Raw genomic sequence first — 18,399 nt, forward strand, 5'->3', positions numbered from 1 at the left:
ACCCTCATGCTGTTTCACATATGCTTTCATTTCATCCCAGGCATTGGTTGAAGAACTAACTACAGTTACATTTGCCCATACATTGTTAAAGCAATGGTATAATATTTGCCTAATCCGCGTGCACCGCCTGTTACTATCGCATTTTTACCTTTTAAAGAAAAACTTTCTAAACTAAATTTTGTCATTTTCAAACTCCTTCACTGACCCTTTTACGTTATAACATTGTCCAAGTATTCATTTAGTAAGCCTTTGTACCATGCTATAAAATAAACCAAACTCAATAATTAACTTAATTTAAAATAAGCTTAATCTAAGCCTTTAAAAATTGAAGTTATGTTAGTGAGTCTGGTCAAAAAACATCTACAATGTAAACCGTGATCCTATTCAATCTTCTATCGTTTTCACTGCTATGATTTCGTTTTATACAAATATACTTAAAATCAAGATAAAGACAAGACCTGAAACTGAGATAACTGTTTCTAGTAATGACCATGTTAGGAAGGTTTCTTTAACTGTTAAACCGAAATATTCTTTGAACATCCAGAACCCAGCATCATTAACATGAGATAAAATAACACTCCCTGCACCAATTGCTAATACCACTAATGCAACGTTAACGTCTGATGCTTGTAATAACGGTAAAACGATACCTGTGGATGAAATAGCAGCTACGGTTGATGACCCAAGTGCAATACGAAGCACTGCAGCTACAATCCACGCAAGTAATATCGGAGACATTTCTGTACCTTCAAATAATTTAGCGATTGTATCACCGACACCGCCATCAATTAATACTTGTTTGAAAGTACCGCCACCACCAATAATTAAAATCATCATTCCGATTGGATAAATCGCATTTGAAACTGAATCCATAATATCGGCATTTTTACGTCCTTGTTTGATACCCATTGTAAAAATCGCAAATAAGACAGCGATCAACATTGCAGTTGCTGCAGTACCAATAAAGTAAATAAATGATTCAAAACCATTCGTCGCTGATTCATGTCCTGTTACTAACTGTACAATTGTTGATAATAACATTAAGATAACTGGAGACACAGCTGTCAAAAAGCTGATGCCAAATCCTGGCATTTCTTCTTCAGTAAATTCTTTTTGTGCACCTAAAGCTGATATGTCCCCTTCACGACCATAAGCTGATGGTGTGATTTTTTGTGCAATTTTATTGAATAATGGTCCAGCAATTAATGTCACTGGTATTGCAATAATAATACCGTATAGTAATACATGTCCTAAGTTTGCTTGTAATTCTTTTGCAATTACAACTGGGCCAGGGTGTGGTGGTAAAAATCCGTGTGTTACAGATAGCGCCACTACCATTGGTAAGCCTAATTTTAATTGTGAAACATTAGCTCGTTTGGCAATCGTAAATACCAATGGAATTAATAAGACAAGACCTACTTCAAAGAATAACGCAATACCTACAATAAATGCGGCAACTAACATTGCCCATTGTACGTGCTTATGACCGAATTTCTTTATAAGCGTATCAGCTATTCGCGTAGCACCGCCACCGTCCGCAAGTAATTTACCGAGAATGGCACCTAGACCAAATATTAAAGCAATGTGACCTAGTGTACTGCCCATGCCATTTTCGATTGTTTCTATGATTTTATCTAAAGGCATTCCTAGTAATATAGCAGTTACAACTGATGTAATAATAAGTGAAATAAACGTGTTTAATTTCAAGAATATGATGAGCGACAATAATACAATGATACCGATTACCACAGTGATCAGTGGCCAAATTGTTTCAAACATTTCCGTTCTCCCCTTTCAATATCAAGATTGAATTTCAGCTAATTGAAATCGCCATTCAATCTTGGTAACGCTTTCTTAATTACGTAAAATTTTTATCCCTAATAATATGACACAGGTAAGGTAACGTCATGATTAAAAATACATTGTTTGTTTAACCATGACATCCATTATACCTGCTCTAATATTTCATCATTCGTCTTCTGTCATATGTTCGCGTTGGAATGCTGCTATTTCTGTATAACGTGCTTCCAATGAACGACTTAAATTAATAAATATAGATATTAACTGTTGATACGTTCTTACATTATCCTCATTAGGATGATGTTTGTTTGTTGTTCCAACCATATCTTCTATAATTGAAAAATCATCAATTTCACCTAATGCCTTCATACCTAATACGCAAGCGCCTAAGCAAGAACTTTCGTAACTTTCTGGCACAATTAAATCTGTATCAAATATATCTGCCATCATTTGACGCCAGACTTCACTTTTAGCAAAACCACCAGTCGCCTTGATTGTTTTAGGCGTTTCATTCATCACTTCAATAAGCGCAAGATACACAGTGTATAGATTATAAAGTACACCTTCTAAAGCGGCTCTTATCATATGTTCTTTCTTATGTGATAGTGTTAAACCAAAGAATGAACCTCTTGCATCAGCATTCCATAAAGGCGCACGCTCTCCCGCTAAATAAGGGTGGAAGATTAGTCCATCTGCACCGGGTTTGACATTATTAGCAATCTTGGTTAAGACATCATAAGAATCAACGCCTAAACGTTTAGCTGTCTCTACTTCACTAGCTAGTAATTCATCGCGTAACCATCTCAGTACAACACCACCATTATTAACTGGACCACCAATAACATAATGATCTTCTGTCAGAACATAGCAAAATATTCTACCTTTATAGTCTGTACGTGGTTTGTCAATCACGGTTCTGATGGCACCAGAAGTTCCAATGGTCACTGCAACTTCACCTTTTTTAAATGCGTTCACACCTAAATTTGAAAGTACGCCATCGCTTGCACCCACTACAACTGGCGTATTTTCATCGATACCCATTAATGCTGCATATCTACGTTTCATACCTTTTAAGATGTGTGTCGTTGGTACAATCTCAGGCAATTGAGATTCAGTTATACCTAAAAGCGACAAGGCTTCTTTATCCCATTCCAACGATTCCAAATTAAGCATCCCTGTCGAAGAAGCCATTGATTGATCAATCACAAACGTTTCAAAAAGTTGATAAAAGATATAGGTCTTAATATCCGCAAACGTTGCAGTTTGATTGAATATTTCTTGTTGTTCATGTTTCATCCAGAATATCTTAGACAATGGCGACATTGGATGGATAGGTGTCCCTGTTCTTTGATAAATCGCATCGCCATTATGCTTGGTTTTAATTGCTTCTGCATATCGACTCGCACGATTATCAGCCCAAGTTAAATTCTCTGTTAAACGTTGATGACTTGCGTCCATTGCAATTAAACTGTGCATTTGTGCACTAAATGAAATTAATTTGAGGTCTTCTTTAGCTATGTCTGCCTCTCTCATAATATATTTTATGGTCATTAACACGGCATCAAATAATTCATCTGGATTCTCTTCTGAAACTTCAACATTTGGCGTGTGCAATGGATAACCAATATTATGTTTCATTATAAACTGACCTTTTTCGTCATAAAGTACTGACTTTGTACTTGTTGTACCAATATCAACACCAATCATGTATTTCATGATTTCGCCTCCTACAATCTTTACTGCATTAAATTGCTAAGTTAACCAAAAACTATCGATGTCTTCACCAACATCATCAAAGTTTAAATGGAATGCTTTATTTAATTTCTTAGCATCTTGTTGTTCTATCGCTTCTATAAATATCTCATGGTTATGATGAATACGTTCAAAATCTTCCGGATTCTCATTCATTCTTTTACGCATAGATAATAATATGAGTGATTCCATCACTGGTCTCAAATTATTCCAGAATGTTTTTAAATATTGGTGCTTTGAAGCCATAATCGTTACTTCATGAAATTTCATATCATGTTCAGTGAAGGCTTCTGCATCTTCAAATTGCACTGCAACTTTCATCATTTCAAGCTGCTTTCTCATTTCTTTTATAATTTGCTCATGATTTAAGTTTTTAATTCTACTAAAAGCAAAGGACTCTAGCATAACTCTCAAATCATAGAGTTCCTTTTTCTCTTTATCTTCAAACGGTAAAACTTCTGCTCCCATTCGTTCAAGATGAATGAGTTGATCTTGCTTTAATAATTTAAATGCATCTCTCACTGGTGATCGACTTACATTATATTCTTTAGCAATTTGGTTCTCCGTTAATAATGTATCTGGTGCTATTTTTCCATCTACAATTCTCAGTCGAATTTCTGCCGCAATCATTTCGCCCTTTGAAACACCTTCTAACCATTGTTCTGGGTAATCGTATTTCACTAAAACATCACCTCGATAACTTTACTATATACTTGTATACAAGTATATTAAAACACAAGTACCTAATTTGCAAGCGCTTGCAATTATAAATATCGTTTTCTTAAAGTAAAAAAAACGATATGTCAGGTTTCATCCCTCACACATCAGTTTCAAAAATTTTTTTATTCATATGAAATTTGATTAAGATTGGACAATTGCTACACAGTGATGATCTTGGTCACAATGTGGACATTGTAATTTTCTCGTTTTAGGTGTATGTGCCGAAAACATCCATTGCTTTAAATTGGGTTTAAATGTTGCTTGGCAATTTGGACAAACATAGCTTAGTGCCGTATAAGTAAATATTGTAAAATTTACAGCATAGGTAAACAATATAGGTGAGGTAGATAACAATGGCCACCATTTTTTAGTGACCATACTTGCTATTAAAGCAGTATATTGAAATATACCTATAGGTATGATGCGATACAATACAGATTGTTTAAATTGTTTCATTTTTGGTTTTTGATTTACGTATGTTTTTGTTACTAATAGTTTTTCTAAAGGCACTTCAGAACGTCGACCAATATATTGTTTAAATTGTCGTATCTCTGCAAGCAAAGTCTTATGGCTCTGCATTTCCTTTTCTATCTCTAATTCCTTTTGTTCTAACATAACACGAACCGTTTTCAACTTATTTTTTTCATTCAAGATTGTTTTAATATCTTTCAAGGAGAAATTAAAAGCTTTTAAAATTAGAATGATTTCTAAATCTTGTTTGCTTTATTCATCAAATATACGCCGCCCATTTTTTGCTGTTTGTACCGTTTTTAATAAACCTTTTCTATCATAATATTGAATGGTCCGAACAGAAACATTTTTTAGTTTCGCTAATTCACCTGTTTGATATTGACTCATGTAATCACCTCCTGAGTCTAATCATAGTTGATGACGCGACGTCATGAGCAAGCAAATTGTTATATTGCATTGTTATTATTTAATTATCAAATACTTCAGAATGTATTTCCTGCATTTTACTTTCTACTGATGTAATGTCTGTTGCACATTGTTTCAATATCGCTTTATATTTTTCCGTATTTTCTGTGTTTTTATAACGTATTTTATGCTCTAAGCTCGCCCACATATCCATTCCAATCGTTCTTATTTGTATTTCTACGGGAACTATTTCAGCAGAATGCGCTAAATAAACTGGAATGGTTACAACAATATGTAAACTTCTATAACCATTTTCTTTCGGATGTTCGATATAATCTTTACGTTTAATCAATTTCACGTCTTCTTGTTTTAATAATAATTTTTCAATAACATATATATCATCAAAGTAATTACAAACTACTCTAATACCGGCAATATCTAATATGTTTTCTTTTGCTGACTCAGTACTAATAGGGTAACGCTTTCTGTCTAATTTTTTAATTAAGCTTCTCATCTCTTTCACACGACGTTCCATGTGATGAATGGGATTATGTTTATACATCTGTTGAAATTGATCATCTAAAATATCTAACTTTGTACTAATTTCTTTAAGAGCCGACGTATAAAGTTGTTCTAAAGCAACAAAGCCTACAACCATATCTAATGCTTCTTCTGACGCGTTTATATGATCAATACTTTCCTTAAATTCAGCTTTCAAATCGTCAATGTTTACCGAGGGTTTACGTTCTATATACATTTTGTCTTACCTCCAATAAAAAACTTCTTTAAAATTCATTATAGCTTATTATAATTGACTTATTAAATTTAAAAGCTATTCAAATTTTACGCTTCTAAAAGATTCAATTTGTGTTTTAAGTGGTTATTTTCAATACAGAAAAGCAACCCAATGCCTTCAATTTATGCATTGGATTGCCCTTTTAATTATTCTAGCATGCTTAATTTTATTCATCTTTTTTATGTTCGATAATTTCAGTTCTACGGTTATCAGCGATATTACGTGCACGTTTCATTGCATCTTCTTTTTTATCGAAACTATCAGATGCCTGTTTCGCACCATCTGATTTAATCTTCCATTCATCATCTTCATAATAAACATGTACATCTTTCTTGTTTAATGAAGGATCTGCTGAATCATCTTTTTCATGTTTAGTAATTTTTTTGTTTTTTAAGGATTCCAATTCTTTTTCGGATGCATCTTTATACCAAGATTCTGCTTGCTTTGTAGCAATAGGTATCACGTTACTCTCCTCATAACCATCTTTTAACAGGGCATTGCCAATATCAATGGCTTTTTTTCGTTCAAGTTTATCCATATTTTTCCAACTTTGAGGGTAATCTTCCATTGTCCAAGGCATTATGAGCACTTCCAATCTGTTTTCTTCTTGTTATCTATTTACCACTAAAATTGAATAATAAACGCGCGCTAACGCTTGATATTTTGTACTCTTATAATATGGTTCATGATTAATACTGGTCATAAAGGGAATTATAAAACAGTTGAAATTTAATCATATACATAGATTGGTGGTGTTGTTTATGGCTAATATCACCGTTGGTTTGATCCCTTCACCCGATATGCCACATAAAATTATAAATAAAATATATACTGATTTACCGAATGAAATCCGTCATCATACAGGGGGAAATGATGAATGGCATATTGAAAAACATATTGCTTCAATTGTAGGCACTGCTGAGCACATGGATAAAGCAATGGATATCACTACGAATATGAAAAAACAAAAAGCATGGGACTATGCTATTTGTATTACAGATTTACCTAATCTTTCTAACAATAAAACCGTCGTATGTGACATAGACTTAACAAATAATATTGCCTTGATTTCATTACCAGCATTAGGTGCAATAAATTTAAAACAAAAATTACGAAATTTTATTTCATTTGTCATTCAATATATGCATAGTAATGGTTCAGATAATAATCTCTTGAATAGTCAACACTTTAAATTAACGAAATTTACCACAGTTACTCCAAATGAAGAAGATAAAAATAAAAATCATTTACGTATCATTTCAACATCTACCTTCATAGGTTGGTTACACCTCATATCTGGTATGACTTTTGCTAATGAGCCATGGTCAACAATTTTTGATTTCAAAAAAATCATTTCTGTCTCCTTTGCGACAGGTACTTATATTTCAATTTTCTCTACTCCTTGGGATATAAGCTTAGATTATGATTATTGGCGCTTCATTTTACTTATGTTTATGTCCATTTTCGGCATGGTTGGTTGGCTTATTTATTCTTATAATTTATGGGAACGTAAAAACCCAAAAACACAAAAGTTATATAGATATATCTATAATTTTACAACGTTGACCACATTAACTGTAATTACGCTTTTTAATTTTATAACCCTATTTCTATTACTAACCATTAGCACATTATTATTTGTACCTCCGGAATTGTTTTCCAACTGGACTTCGCTTGGTAGTAAACAACCCACTTTAATCAATTATATTAATTTGATATGGTTTATCACTTCTTTAGGAATCTTAGCAGGTGCAATGGGATCAACCGTAGAAAATGCTGACAAGATTAAACGTGCTACTTATTCATTCAGACAATATTATAGAAACAAGCAATTAGAACAAGAAAATGATGCGGATTATAATAACGATGAAGAATCAAATGATTATGCAGGTCGAAAACAAACGCACAGAGAGGAGGAAGAATAATGTGCAATCACATTATCAAGATAGGTTTAGTAGCTGCACCTGGTGTGACTGAAACAATAGCCAACCATTTGCAACAAGAGCTACCTTCATTGTTATCATCTGCTATAAATTCAGAAGTTGAATGGCAAATTGATACAATGATTGACCCACTTACTGGTTCTGCTGAAACGGTGCAAAAGATATACACTAAAATTTCTGATTATCAAAATGATAATGAATGGCAATATACGATTGGTTTAACGGATTTACCAATTATTAAGAACAAGCATGTTGTCGCATTTGATATCAATAGTAAAAATGGCGCAAGCTTAATTTCATTACCTGCATATGGTTGGCGCCCCATAAAAAAAAGAATTAAGCATTCCATATCGGGCATTATTAAAGCAATTGACGAAAATATGAATCCAAACCAATCGTCTACTCAACATCATAGTGAAGAACAATTAAATTCACAGTTCCCCTTTTCAACTTTAGAAACACATACTGAGTACTTTGAAGATACAGACTCTCAACATACTTTATATTATGTATCTTCGAATACGAGAGGCATGATACGTTTAATTAGTGGGATGACTTTTGCTAACAACCCTTTTAATATGCTCAAAAGCCTCAGTAATGTAGTTACTATTGCCTTTACAACTGGTGCCTTTGGTATTGTCTTTACAACAATGTGGAATTTAAGTTTTGTTTATTCTGGATGGCGCATGTTATTAATTATGTTGGTCGCTATTTTAGGTATGATGTTGTGGGTTATTGTTGCACATGGTTTATGGGAATCTACTTCTGAAAGTAAAGATAGACAAATAACAATATTATACAATTTAACTACAACTTTAACGTTAACTGTATCCATTGCTTTTTATTATGTCATATTGTTTTGTCTTTTCTTGTTAGCCACACTCGTTGTATTACCACCAGGATATTTAGGGCAAGCACTACAGTTACAGGGCTCGGCTAACTTTATGACTTATATTAATCTCGCTTGGTTTGCAACATCCATTTCTACTGTTGCAGGTGCAATTGGTGCTGGATTAAATAATGAATCACAAATACTAGAAAGTACATACGGTTATCGCCAAAAACAACGTTATCAAAAAATGAATGAAGATAAACAAAATGAAGCAGAAAAAGAACAACATGCGCAAGCTGCCGTTGAAAAGAAAAAACAAGAAAGTGAAGCAAAGGCTAGACAAGAACGCAGCGATGATTGACACTTTCAAGTGGCGGCAGTCTGACCTAAGACAACCCGCACACTACCTATCTCAATATACTCAAATATTTTTAATAAAAAGGCCAAGACATTAATAAATGTCTTGGCCTTTTTTCAAATCACCATATTTAATTAAGAGATAATTTAACTTCTTTTCGAGCATTGACACAGTTGTTTTGTATACTCATTAAAGCTGTTTTTATATGTGTATATTGCGGTAATGCAGCCATTTCTTGAACTTGAATATTCGTGCCTCTTTCAAAATGTTTGGCTATATTTTCAAAGACAAGTAAATACTGTCCCATCGTTTCATCATCAATATGATATCGTTTTTCATTACTTAGTGCTCTTGTTAACATAAAGCTGATTTCTTCTAATGCGTAAATGCTTGGATAATAATACTGTATAACCATTTTATTACTGAATAGTTCACCGTTTGCACTGTTATACACTTGGGTCATATTATTCAATTTCACACTTAGTTTTAACATTTCTTTTTTATCTTGTTCTCTAGATGCATATTTGTTACTTGAGAATAAGTAATGAAATAATATGGATTCGTCTCTCGCTACGGCTGCTAATGTACTTGGCAACATAGAAGATGCTGTTTTTCTACCAATCACTAGCAAGCAAATCACTGCGATGATAATTCCTACAATTACATCAATAATTCTTGGTAATGCAATGAGTATGGTTAGATGATTTGACGCTAATCCATTTAACAAGATAACTTGTATCGTGATAAATATAACTGCAAATGAGTAATTTGCACCTACAAACATTTCTGTCACACCGGCAGCTAAAGCCAATAAAACAATGGCTACTGGTACAGGCGGTGTTGTTAATAAGATGAGTGATAACATCAACACCCCGAAGATCGTGCCAACGCCCCTTGACCCAGCTCTTTCAAAGCTATGCAGTGTTGTAGAGCCTAGTAAGACTGTATGTGTACTCAAAGGTATCCAGTAGGCTTTTTCAAAATCAAACATTAAAGCAATAAAAATAGAAATTGCCATAATGACTGTGTAGCGTATTGTATTTCTAAATATAAAAGAATCTAACGTCAAGTTTTTCAACATGCGATGTCCATAAATTGGTACACGAATATCTATTTCATGTTCGACTCTATCATTATTTGCATTCATAATTGCGTCAACTTTAATGATACTATCTACTAAACTTTGATACTCTTTATCGAAATCTACTTTTTTAGTCCACTGTTGGGTTGACTTACCAAGTGAATAAACACGTTTAATGACAAAATCCGTCATTTCTTTTATTTCCGTTGGTAACGGACGTGCATTACGTTCATTGAGTTCCAATAGTTCGGAATGAATACCTTGCGCCGTATTATGCAATAATAATAAGCGTTGAAATTCAGGTGAGGTTTTCGATTTTGGTGTACTTGACGTAATCAATTGATTATCCGAATTTCTGAAAGCTGTTACTGCAAATTGTGATGCTTTCGCAAACGCTTTGGGATCATCAAAGTTATAGACCAATTGTTTAATAATATTATAATCATTTTTAATGGCTTTGATTTCTGTAGATTCTTTAGATAGTAGGATTACAACGATTACAATCAGTGTTGCTAATAATCCACCTACAAACATTGCTAGACCTCTAGTTAATGCTTCTTCTGGCGCTACTGGTAAATTAATTGGCAAACTGAAGGCAACGATAAAGAAGGTTGAAGATGGCCCTGGGATATTTAACGAACTAAAGATGTAATATGGAATAACAGTTACTAATAGTAGTAACACACCAAATATAAGTGGTTGATTAACTGTGAGTGTCCCTAAAATCATCGCAATGGATAAACCTAACGATGAAAATAAGACAATGCGTAACTTAGATCTCTTAGGACCGCCAAATACATAAATATGCGCTAGCGTCCCTGTTGAAATGAGTAATCCCGTAGAAAAGTGACCTGTCAAATAGCCAACAAGTAACGGAATGAGCATGAGAATACATTGTCTTATACCTTTAGCAACATCGATTTTCATCGAATTGAAACGTATTAATGACTTTAAATATTTAATCAATGTTGTCATGCATCTCCTTTAATTTTTAATATTTCGTATTTTATTTCATTTATTGTCACCATATCAAATGACATTTAAAAATACGTTACTCATAAATAACGTATTTTTCAGAAAAACATATAGGTAAAGTAAACATCAACTTACTTTTCATTTTATAAAATCTATATCTTCATTCTAAAATATCCGCGCATAAATTCGTAACAACACCTTACTATTTTAACACTTTTTTTAAATTCTTCTAGTGGCGATGTCTTTAAAATAAATTCACCTCCATATCATTGTCTTTATATTCACATACATACGTGCTCATTTAATTCTTCTCAAATCGCTGTGTAAATCATGGCAAGTGCTATATAGACAGAGTTCATGACTAAATATTCAAATTTAGCTATTTATCCATCTAATACGTTATGTAATGACATTATATTTACACAATAACAAGCCCATTTTTTTCTCTCTTATCACACTATTCAAAAAAACCCTGAACTCACAGTTATTTGTAAGATCAGGGTTTAAAATATTAATTTGAACTTAGCACTTTAATTTCAGGTTCTTCAACTAAGTATTGTTTAACTTCGCTAAAGAATTGTTGAAAGTGTTCTGACTGATTATGCGCTTCCAAAGCTTGTTCATCTTTATATCGTTCAATAAAAGCAAACGTATTCGGTTCATCTGTATTTTCAAAATGTTCATAGTATAATGCACCTGCTTCTTGATTTGAAGCGCGCTTTAATGGTTCTATTAAAGCTAAGTAATTATTACGTTGAGCAGCATCCACTTTCATAATCGCATTGATAGTAATCATATCATTTCCTCCATTATAAGCATGATGTTTAATAATTACCTAAAAGTTAATAAATTAAACATTACAAGTCTTCTTTTTCTACGATAAGTGGTTGGTCTGGTTTTACAAAGAACCACATAATAATTGCGAAAACAACTGGGATAATAACAAGTTCTAACGTTACTGTCCAACCTACAATATCAACCATCATACCAGCTAATAGTGGACTTAATAACGCACCAATGTTCCCCCATAAATTCATCCAACCTGATACAGAACCTGAGAAGTTACGTCCTAAATCTGTTGCTGCTGCCCAGCTCATTCCAGTCGCAATACCAATACCACCTAAACAAAGCGATAACCAAATAACATTTGTTACTAAATTATCCGTTTGTATAGACATGAAGAGTGAAATACAGAATACAACAAATCCTGTGATAGCGATAGAAGCACGTGCTATGAAACGTGACATACCACTTTGTAATAATTTATCTGAAATAGCACCACCACATAAAATCAATAAGAACATTGCAATCCATGGTGCACCGGCTGCCCAAGCCATGTCTGGATCTGTTAATTTAACGTTATACTGTTCCGTTAAATAGGTTGGTAACCAAATCAAGAATAATGAAACGACGAATTGTACTACAAAATATTGAGCTGCTAATGCATAGAAACTAAAGCGTTTTAAAAATATATTCCATGGCGCATTAGATTTTTCAGTTTTAATAATGTCTCGATTTTCCATAATATAGCTTTTTTCTGCTTCATTAACCATTTTATGTTGTTCTGGCAAGTCTTTGGCAATAACCATCCATAATATAGCAATAATAAAACCAATAGCACCAAAAATATAGAAAACGGCTTGCCAACCAAACATATTTACGATTGCAATGGTTACTACTGGCGCGATGACTGGGCCAAAATAGGATCCAGCTAATAACGCACTAGATGCGCGTCCTTTCTCACCTTTCGCAAACCAGTTCGTATTAAAAACTGCGTTAGAAGGATACATTGGCGCTTCACCAATACCAAATAAGAAACGCACTGCATATAACATCCCGTGATTCTTCACAACACCTGTCAATATTGTAAAGGCACTCCACCATACAAGTGCAATAGTTAACATTTTTTTAGAACCAAATTTCTCAGCTAAAAATCCAGAAGGCACTTGCATCAGTGCATACCCCAGTGAGAAGAATGACGCTAATAACCCAAATTGTGTCTTATTCAAATGTAAATCTTCCATCATCGGACCGGCTATAATCGATATGTTCGAGCGGTCCATATATGCAATAACCCCTATAATGAAAAACGCTATGGCAAAATACCATCTAATATTTGTTCTTTTTTGATCCATGTTTTCTCCAACTTTCTCCCAATCTTTTATAGTCATCATATGACCTATTGTTTATAGATAGTACCACAATATGAAATCGCTTACAACGACTTTTTTCAAAATTTACTTATTTAAAATGTAATATACTTCCTATAATTTGATTTCCACAAAAATCATCCTGTAGACCTATAACATAACAATGCATATTTATTGTTTTTGGACTATAATAAAAAGACATGTTTTAATTAACTACTAAGTTACATTTTAAAAGGAGCACATTGCAGAATTATGGAACAGATACTCACTGATTTTATTAGTACATGGGGCTACGCCGCAATCACTATATTAATATTACTTGAAAATATATTACCTTTTATCCCTTCAGAAATTATATTAACCTTTGCCGGACTGATGTCCGTCAAATCTGACTTATCCATTCCTGTACTCTTTACAATTTCAACCATTGCCTCATTAATTGGTTTACTTGTGCTTTACTATATTAGTAGGCTTGTTTCTGAAGAACGTTTGTATCGTTTTGTAGATAAATATGGCAAATGGATTAAACTTAAAGGTAAAGATGTTGCACGGGCAAACGATTGGTTTAAAAAATATGGCGCAATTGCTGTTTTTATTTGTCGCTTTATACCTGTCTTACGTGTACTGATTACGATTCCAGCGGGTATTAATCGCATGAACGTGATGCTATTCGCGATCTTGTCTTTAATCGGGACTACGATATGGAATTTTGCACTGATCTACCTGGGTAAAATGTTGAGCGGCAGTTGGGATATGCTAATGAATGGTCTCCATACATATTCATATATTATGTATGTCATCATCATTCTTGCAGTAATTTTCATTGTATATAGATTATTCAAAAAGAATCGCGCTCAATAAATAGATTCAATTCCAAACAAACAGGGTCTGACATCAATAAGTGTCAGACCCTGTTTTATCATAATATAAAAAGACTAACTCCCCCTTGAAGTTAGCCTTTTCTCTATTTAAAAATTTCTCCCTTTTGATAACAGACATAGCCAATTATCATTTTCTACATTAAATCATAATTTAAACCCCTTTTAAATTATGATTCTTTTTAATCTTCACCAGTTTTAACCAGACGGCGAACATCTGTTAAATCTGCTTCAACATCAATTTGTGGTTTCTTCGTGAATTTACTTACTACAACCGTAACGATTAAACTAGTTAAAAATCCAGGTATAATTTCATATAAATTAAAGAAATCATTCACATCACCTAATGGCTTAACAAATGCAATCCATATGATGACTACAATGGCACCTGATAACATACCACTTACAGCACCTGTTCTACTTAACCCCTTCCAATATAAGGATAAGAGTACAAGTGGTCCGAATGCGGCACCGAAACCAGCCCATGCATTACCTACTAGACCCAAAATGGTATCGTTAGGTGACCAAGCAATCCAAATCGAAACAATCGCTACGATGATGACTGATAATCGACCTACTAAAACAAATTCTTTTTCATGTTCCTTTGCAGCTTCCTCACCACGAATTAATTTATAAAAGTCTTCTGTTAATGAACTTGACGTTACTAACAATTGTGAAGAAATTGTACTCATAATCGCAGCTAAAATAGCAGCAAGCAAGAATCCACCAACTAACGGATGGAATAAAATTTGTCCCATTAAAATGAATAGTGTTTCAGGATTTTCTATATCTGTACCACTTTGATTAATAAACGCAATACCTGTCAATCCGACACCCACTGCGCCTAATAAGCTGATTGCCATCCAACCGATACCAAAACGTCTTGCCGTTGGTAATTGTTTGACAGATTTAATTGACATAAAACGTACAATAATATGTGGTTGACCAAAGTAACCTAATCCCCACGCAAAGAATGAAATAATACCTATAACTGTCGTTCCTTTAAACAAGTCTAAGTTTGTCGGTTTTAATTCTGCTGTTTGCGTAAAAGTATCAAGTCCGCTTAATTGCAACATAGCAACTATTGGTACCATAACCATAGCAATAATCATCACTACACCTTGGAAAAAGTCTGTTAATGATACTGCTAAATAACCTCCGAAAAATGTATAAGCAATGACAATCACAGCGACAAGTAACATACCAATGTGATAGTTAACGCCAAACGCACTTTCGAATAATACACCGCCTGATACCATTCCAGAATGCGTATAAAGTGTGAAAAATACAACGATAATGGCACCTGAAATAATTTTAATCGAATTAGATTTATCATCTAATCTATTTTTAAAGAAATCAGGTAGTGTAATTGCATCTCCGGCTTTTTCTGTATATACACGAAGTCGAGGTGCAACAACAATATAGTTTATGTATGCGCCAAGTGTTAATCCAATCGCTAACCAGGCTGCTGATAAACCGGTAGTATATACTTCACCAGGTAATCCCATAATCATCCAACCACTCATGTCAGATGCGCCTGCAGATAATGCAGTTACATATGGACCAATGTTTCTACCGCCCAGCATATATTCACTGACGTTACCGGTAGATTGTTTAAAGCCATAGTACCCAATCACTAGCAATACCACAAAATAAACGACAAGCATGATATATGTTTGCCAGTTTGGATCGACTTGACTCGATAATGATGTCCCCAATGTAAACATGAAACAAAACGCCCCCTTATAATTTTGTTACATGCATATATTATACAAAAATAAATTATAAATTAAACAGTAAATCAATAATTTTTTTCAAATAAAACCAATAAAATACAGCTTTATAGCGATTAATCATTGATTTAACAGTATTTTCAAGCTCCAAAATTATAATGGTAAAATTACTAAACAATGTTAATTATACAATAAATAACATTCATGAAAATGTATGTTTCCCACAACTTTTATATAAATCTCCACTTTATTATATTTGAGTAACATCATTTCCTTTTTCTACTTTTCTAACATATGCGCTTACTAATAAACCTTAAATTTTTCAGTTAGTAATATACACTCAATCCATTTTTTAGAATTTAATTTAACTTCATAATATAATAAGAAATAGACAAAGGCGTGCCAATTAATGCTACAATAAGAAACATAAATTGGAAGCGTTTTATAAAATGCATTTCATAATTACGATATTTTTACAACTGGAGTGACATAACCATGCAGAAATCAGCAGATAAGAGCCTAAAAGATAGATATTTAGATTTACTTTCACAACAATTTAATACTAAAGAAGAACTTGCAACAGAAATTATTAATTTAGAGTCTATTTTGGAACTCCCTAAAGGTACTGAACATTTTGTAAGTGATTTACACGGTGAATTTCATGCCTTTCAACACGTATTGCGTAATGGTTCAGGCAACGTTCGTTCAAAAATTAATGATATCTTCCAAGATACTTTGACACGCAAAGAAATTAATGAATTTTCTGCGCTTGTATACTATCCTGAAGAAAAACTTAAAATAATTAAAAACAGCTTTAGCTCAAAATCCGAGCTCAATGAGTGGTACATTACAACGATTAATCGTCTGATAAAACTAATCACCTATGCTTCATCCAAATACACGCGCACAAAGTTACGCAAATCTTTACCAAAAAATTACGTCTTTATTATAGAAGAACTGTTATATAAAAGTAATAAATATAATAATAAACATTCTTATTATGAAACATTAATTAATCAAATCATAGAGCTAGAACAATCAGATGATTTGATCATTGGCTTATCTTTCACAGTTCAGCACCTTGTAGTGGATCACCTTCATGTTGTTGGCGATATCTACGACAGAGGACCAGAACCTGATAAAATTATGGAAACACTGATTGATTATCCTTCAGTAGATATTCAATGGGGAAATCATGATGTCCTTTGGATTGGTGCCTATGCAGGTTCCAAAGTTTGCCTTGCAAACCTACTTCGCATTTGTGCACGTTATGATAACTTAGACATTATCGAGGATGCTTATGGTATCAATTTAAGACCCTTATTAACCCTTGCAGAAAAACATTATGATGGAAAAAACAAAGCATTCAGACCTAAAAATGCTGAAGGCTTAACTGAATTAGAACTTGAACAAATCACAAAAATTCATCAAGCCATCGCCATCATACAATTTAAATTAGAGGCACCAATCATTAAACGTCGCCCTACTTTTGAAATGGAAGAACGATTGGTATTAGAAAGTATTAATTATGAAAAAAATGAAGCAACACTCTATGGAAAAACATATCCATTAGAAAATACTTGTTTCCAAACGATTGACCCAAATGGTCCAAACAAACTCACAGACGAAGAGTCAGAAGTGATGGATAAACTATTATTATCTGTCCAACAATCAGAAAAATTGAAACGACATATGACCTTCCTTATGCAAAAAGGCACGCTTTACCTACCTTATAACGGTAATTTATTGATTCACGGCTGTATTCCAGTAGATGAAAATGGTGAAATGGAATCAATGGTTATCAACGATGTGAAATGCTATGGCAGAGATTTATTAGACCATTTTGAAGATTACGTCAGAGAAGCTTTTGATCACAAAGATATTCAAGACGATTTAGCCACAGATTTAGTATGGTATCTTTGGACTGGTAAATACTCTTCACTATTTGGCAAACGCGCTATGACGACTTTCGAGCGTTACTTTATTAAAGACAAAACAGCGCATAAAGAAACTAAAAACCCTTACTACCATTTGCGTGAGGATGTTAATATGTGTAAAAAAATGCTCAAAGATTTTGGCTTAGACCCTGAACAAGGGCACATTATCAATGGGCATACACCTGTCAAAGAAATAGATGGTGAAGATCCAATTAAAGCTGAAGGAAAAATGATTGTGATTGATGGAGGCTTTTCGAAAGCTTATCAGTCAACAACAGGTATCGCAGGTTATACATTACTTTATAATTCATTTGGTATGCAACTAGTCGCACACCAACATTTTAATTCCAAAAAACATGTTTTACTGAATGGCGCTGATGAACTTTCTATACGTCGTGTCGTCGATAAGGAATTACAACGACAAAAAATAAGACATACAAACACCGGACAAGATATTCAAGAAAAAATCGATATTTTAAAAGAACTTATGCATGATCGTTATGTTAACTAATCAGTATTCATAAAAAACCCCGTTCACACATGATTTTCAATCTGTATGGACGGGGAT

General features: G+C 33.5%; 15 protein-coding genes. 4 read left to right on the forward strand and 11 right to left on the reverse strand.

Features of this window, described 5'->3' with window-relative positions; translation table 11 throughout:
* Positions 1 to 420: 420 nt before the first annotated feature.
* The 7 genes from L987_RS10515 to L987_RS10540 all read right to left on the reverse strand — a co-directional run bounded on the left by L987_RS10515 (position 421) and on the right by L987_RS10540 (position 6,524).
* Positions 421 to 1,779, reverse strand: a complete 1,359-nt coding sequence (locus L987_RS10515) for a gluconate:H+ symporter (RefSeq protein ID WP_047504548.1) — start codon at positions 1,777 to 1,779, stop codon at positions 421 to 423.
* Positions 1,780 to 1,968: 189 nt separating this feature from the next.
* On the reverse strand, positions 1,969 to 3,516 hold the full coding sequence (gene gntK / locus L987_RS10520) for a gluconokinase (RefSeq protein WP_011302383.1): 1,548 nt from the start codon (positions 3,514 to 3,516) through the stop codon (positions 1,969 to 1,971).
* A gap of 36 nt (positions 3,517 to 3,552) precedes the next feature.
* Positions 3,553 to 4,233 (reverse strand): GntR family transcriptional regulator, encoded by a 681-nt coding sequence (locus L987_RS10525; protein ID WP_047504551.1) that lies wholly within the window; start codon positions 4,231 to 4,233, stop codon positions 3,553 to 3,555.
* Positions 4,234 to 4,413: 180 nt separating this feature from the next.
* Positions 4,414 to 4,887, reverse strand: a complete 474-nt coding sequence (locus L987_RS10530) for a hypothetical protein (protein ID WP_225791772.1) — start codon at positions 4,885 to 4,887, stop codon at positions 4,414 to 4,416.
* A gap of 108 nt (positions 4,888 to 4,995) precedes the next feature.
* Positions 4,996 to 5,130 (reverse strand): MerR family DNA-binding transcriptional regulator, encoded by a 135-nt coding sequence (locus tag L987_RS14200; RefSeq protein ID WP_011302380.1) that lies wholly within the window; start codon positions 5,128 to 5,130, stop codon positions 4,996 to 4,998.
* A 79-nt stretch (positions 5,131 to 5,209) separates the two neighbouring features.
* On the reverse strand, positions 5,210 to 5,905 hold the full coding sequence (locus tag L987_RS10535) for a GTP pyrophosphokinase (protein WP_047504553.1): 696 nt from the start codon (positions 5,903 to 5,905) through the stop codon (positions 5,210 to 5,212).
* Between the two features lie 205 nt (positions 5,906 to 6,110).
* Entirely contained in the window at positions 6,111 to 6,524 is a 414-nt protein-coding gene (locus L987_RS10540) for a DUF2188 domain-containing protein (protein ID WP_047504556.1), read from the reverse strand.
* Positions 6,525 to 6,705: 181 nt separating this feature from the next.
* Between L987_RS10540 and L987_RS10545 the strand changes: the two genes are divergently transcribed.
* Together L987_RS10545 and L987_RS10550 are read left to right on the forward strand one after the other, a co-directional pair.
* Positions 6,706 to 7,869, forward strand: a complete 1,164-nt coding sequence (locus L987_RS10545) for a hypothetical protein (protein WP_047504559.1) — start codon at positions 6,706 to 6,708, stop codon at positions 7,867 to 7,869.
* A complete protein-coding gene (locus tag L987_RS10550; protein ID WP_047504561.1) occupies positions 7,869 to 9,080 on the forward strand; it encodes a cell envelope integrity protein TolA in 1,212 nt (403 codons plus the stop codon). The genes L987_RS10545 and L987_RS10550 overlap by 1 nt, the downstream gene beginning before the upstream one ends.
* A 127-nt stretch (positions 9,081 to 9,207) precedes the next feature.
* On the opposite strand, the gene L987_RS10555 is transcribed toward L987_RS10550, so the two are convergent.
* The 3 genes from L987_RS10555 to L987_RS10565 form a co-directional block, all read right to left on the reverse strand.
* Complete coding sequence (locus L987_RS10555) at positions 9,208 to 11,133, reverse strand: FUSC family protein (RefSeq protein ID WP_047504564.1); 1,926 nt, start codon at positions 11,131 to 11,133, stop codon at positions 9,208 to 9,210.
* A 511-nt stretch (positions 11,134 to 11,644) separates the two neighbouring features.
* Positions 11,645 to 11,929: a putative quinol monooxygenase gene (locus L987_RS10560; protein ID WP_011302374.1), complete on the reverse strand. Its 285-nt coding sequence runs from the start codon at positions 11,927 to 11,929 to the stop codon at positions 11,645 to 11,647.
* Between the two features lie 61 nt (positions 11,930 to 11,990).
* The gene (locus L987_RS10565; protein ID WP_011302373.1) at positions 11,991 to 13,268 is read right to left on the reverse strand and encodes an MFS transporter; all 1,278 of its coding nucleotides are present in this window, start codon (positions 13,266 to 13,268) and stop codon (positions 11,991 to 11,993) included.
* Between the two features lie 267 nt (positions 13,269 to 13,535).
* On the opposite strand from L987_RS10565, the gene L987_RS10570 reads away from it, so the two are divergent.
* Positions 13,536 to 14,144 (forward strand): DedA family protein, encoded by a 609-nt coding sequence (locus L987_RS10570; protein ID WP_002482360.1) that lies wholly within the window; start codon positions 13,536 to 13,538, stop codon positions 14,142 to 14,144.
* A 199-nt stretch (positions 14,145 to 14,343) separates the two neighbouring features.
* On the opposite strand, the gene putP is transcribed toward L987_RS10570, so the two are convergent.
* The gene (gene putP / locus L987_RS10575; protein WP_047504567.1) at positions 14,344 to 15,888 is read right to left on the reverse strand and encodes a sodium/proline symporter PutP; all 1,545 of its coding nucleotides are present in this window, start codon (positions 15,886 to 15,888) and stop codon (positions 14,344 to 14,346) included.
* A gap of 501 nt (positions 15,889 to 16,389) precedes the next feature.
* On the opposite strand from putP, the gene L987_RS10580 reads away from it, so the two are divergent.
* On the forward strand, positions 16,390 to 18,342 hold the full coding sequence (locus tag L987_RS10580; protein WP_011302371.1) for a fructose-1,6-bisphosphatase: 1,953 nt from the start codon (positions 16,390 to 16,392) through the stop codon (positions 18,340 to 18,342).
* Positions 18,343 to 18,399: the final 57 nt, after the last annotated feature.

Source organism: Staphylococcus sp. ZWU0021, from assembly GCF_000798895.1.
Taxonomy (GTDB): Bacteria; Bacillota; Bacilli; order Staphylococcales; family Staphylococcaceae; genus Staphylococcus; species Staphylococcus saprophyticus.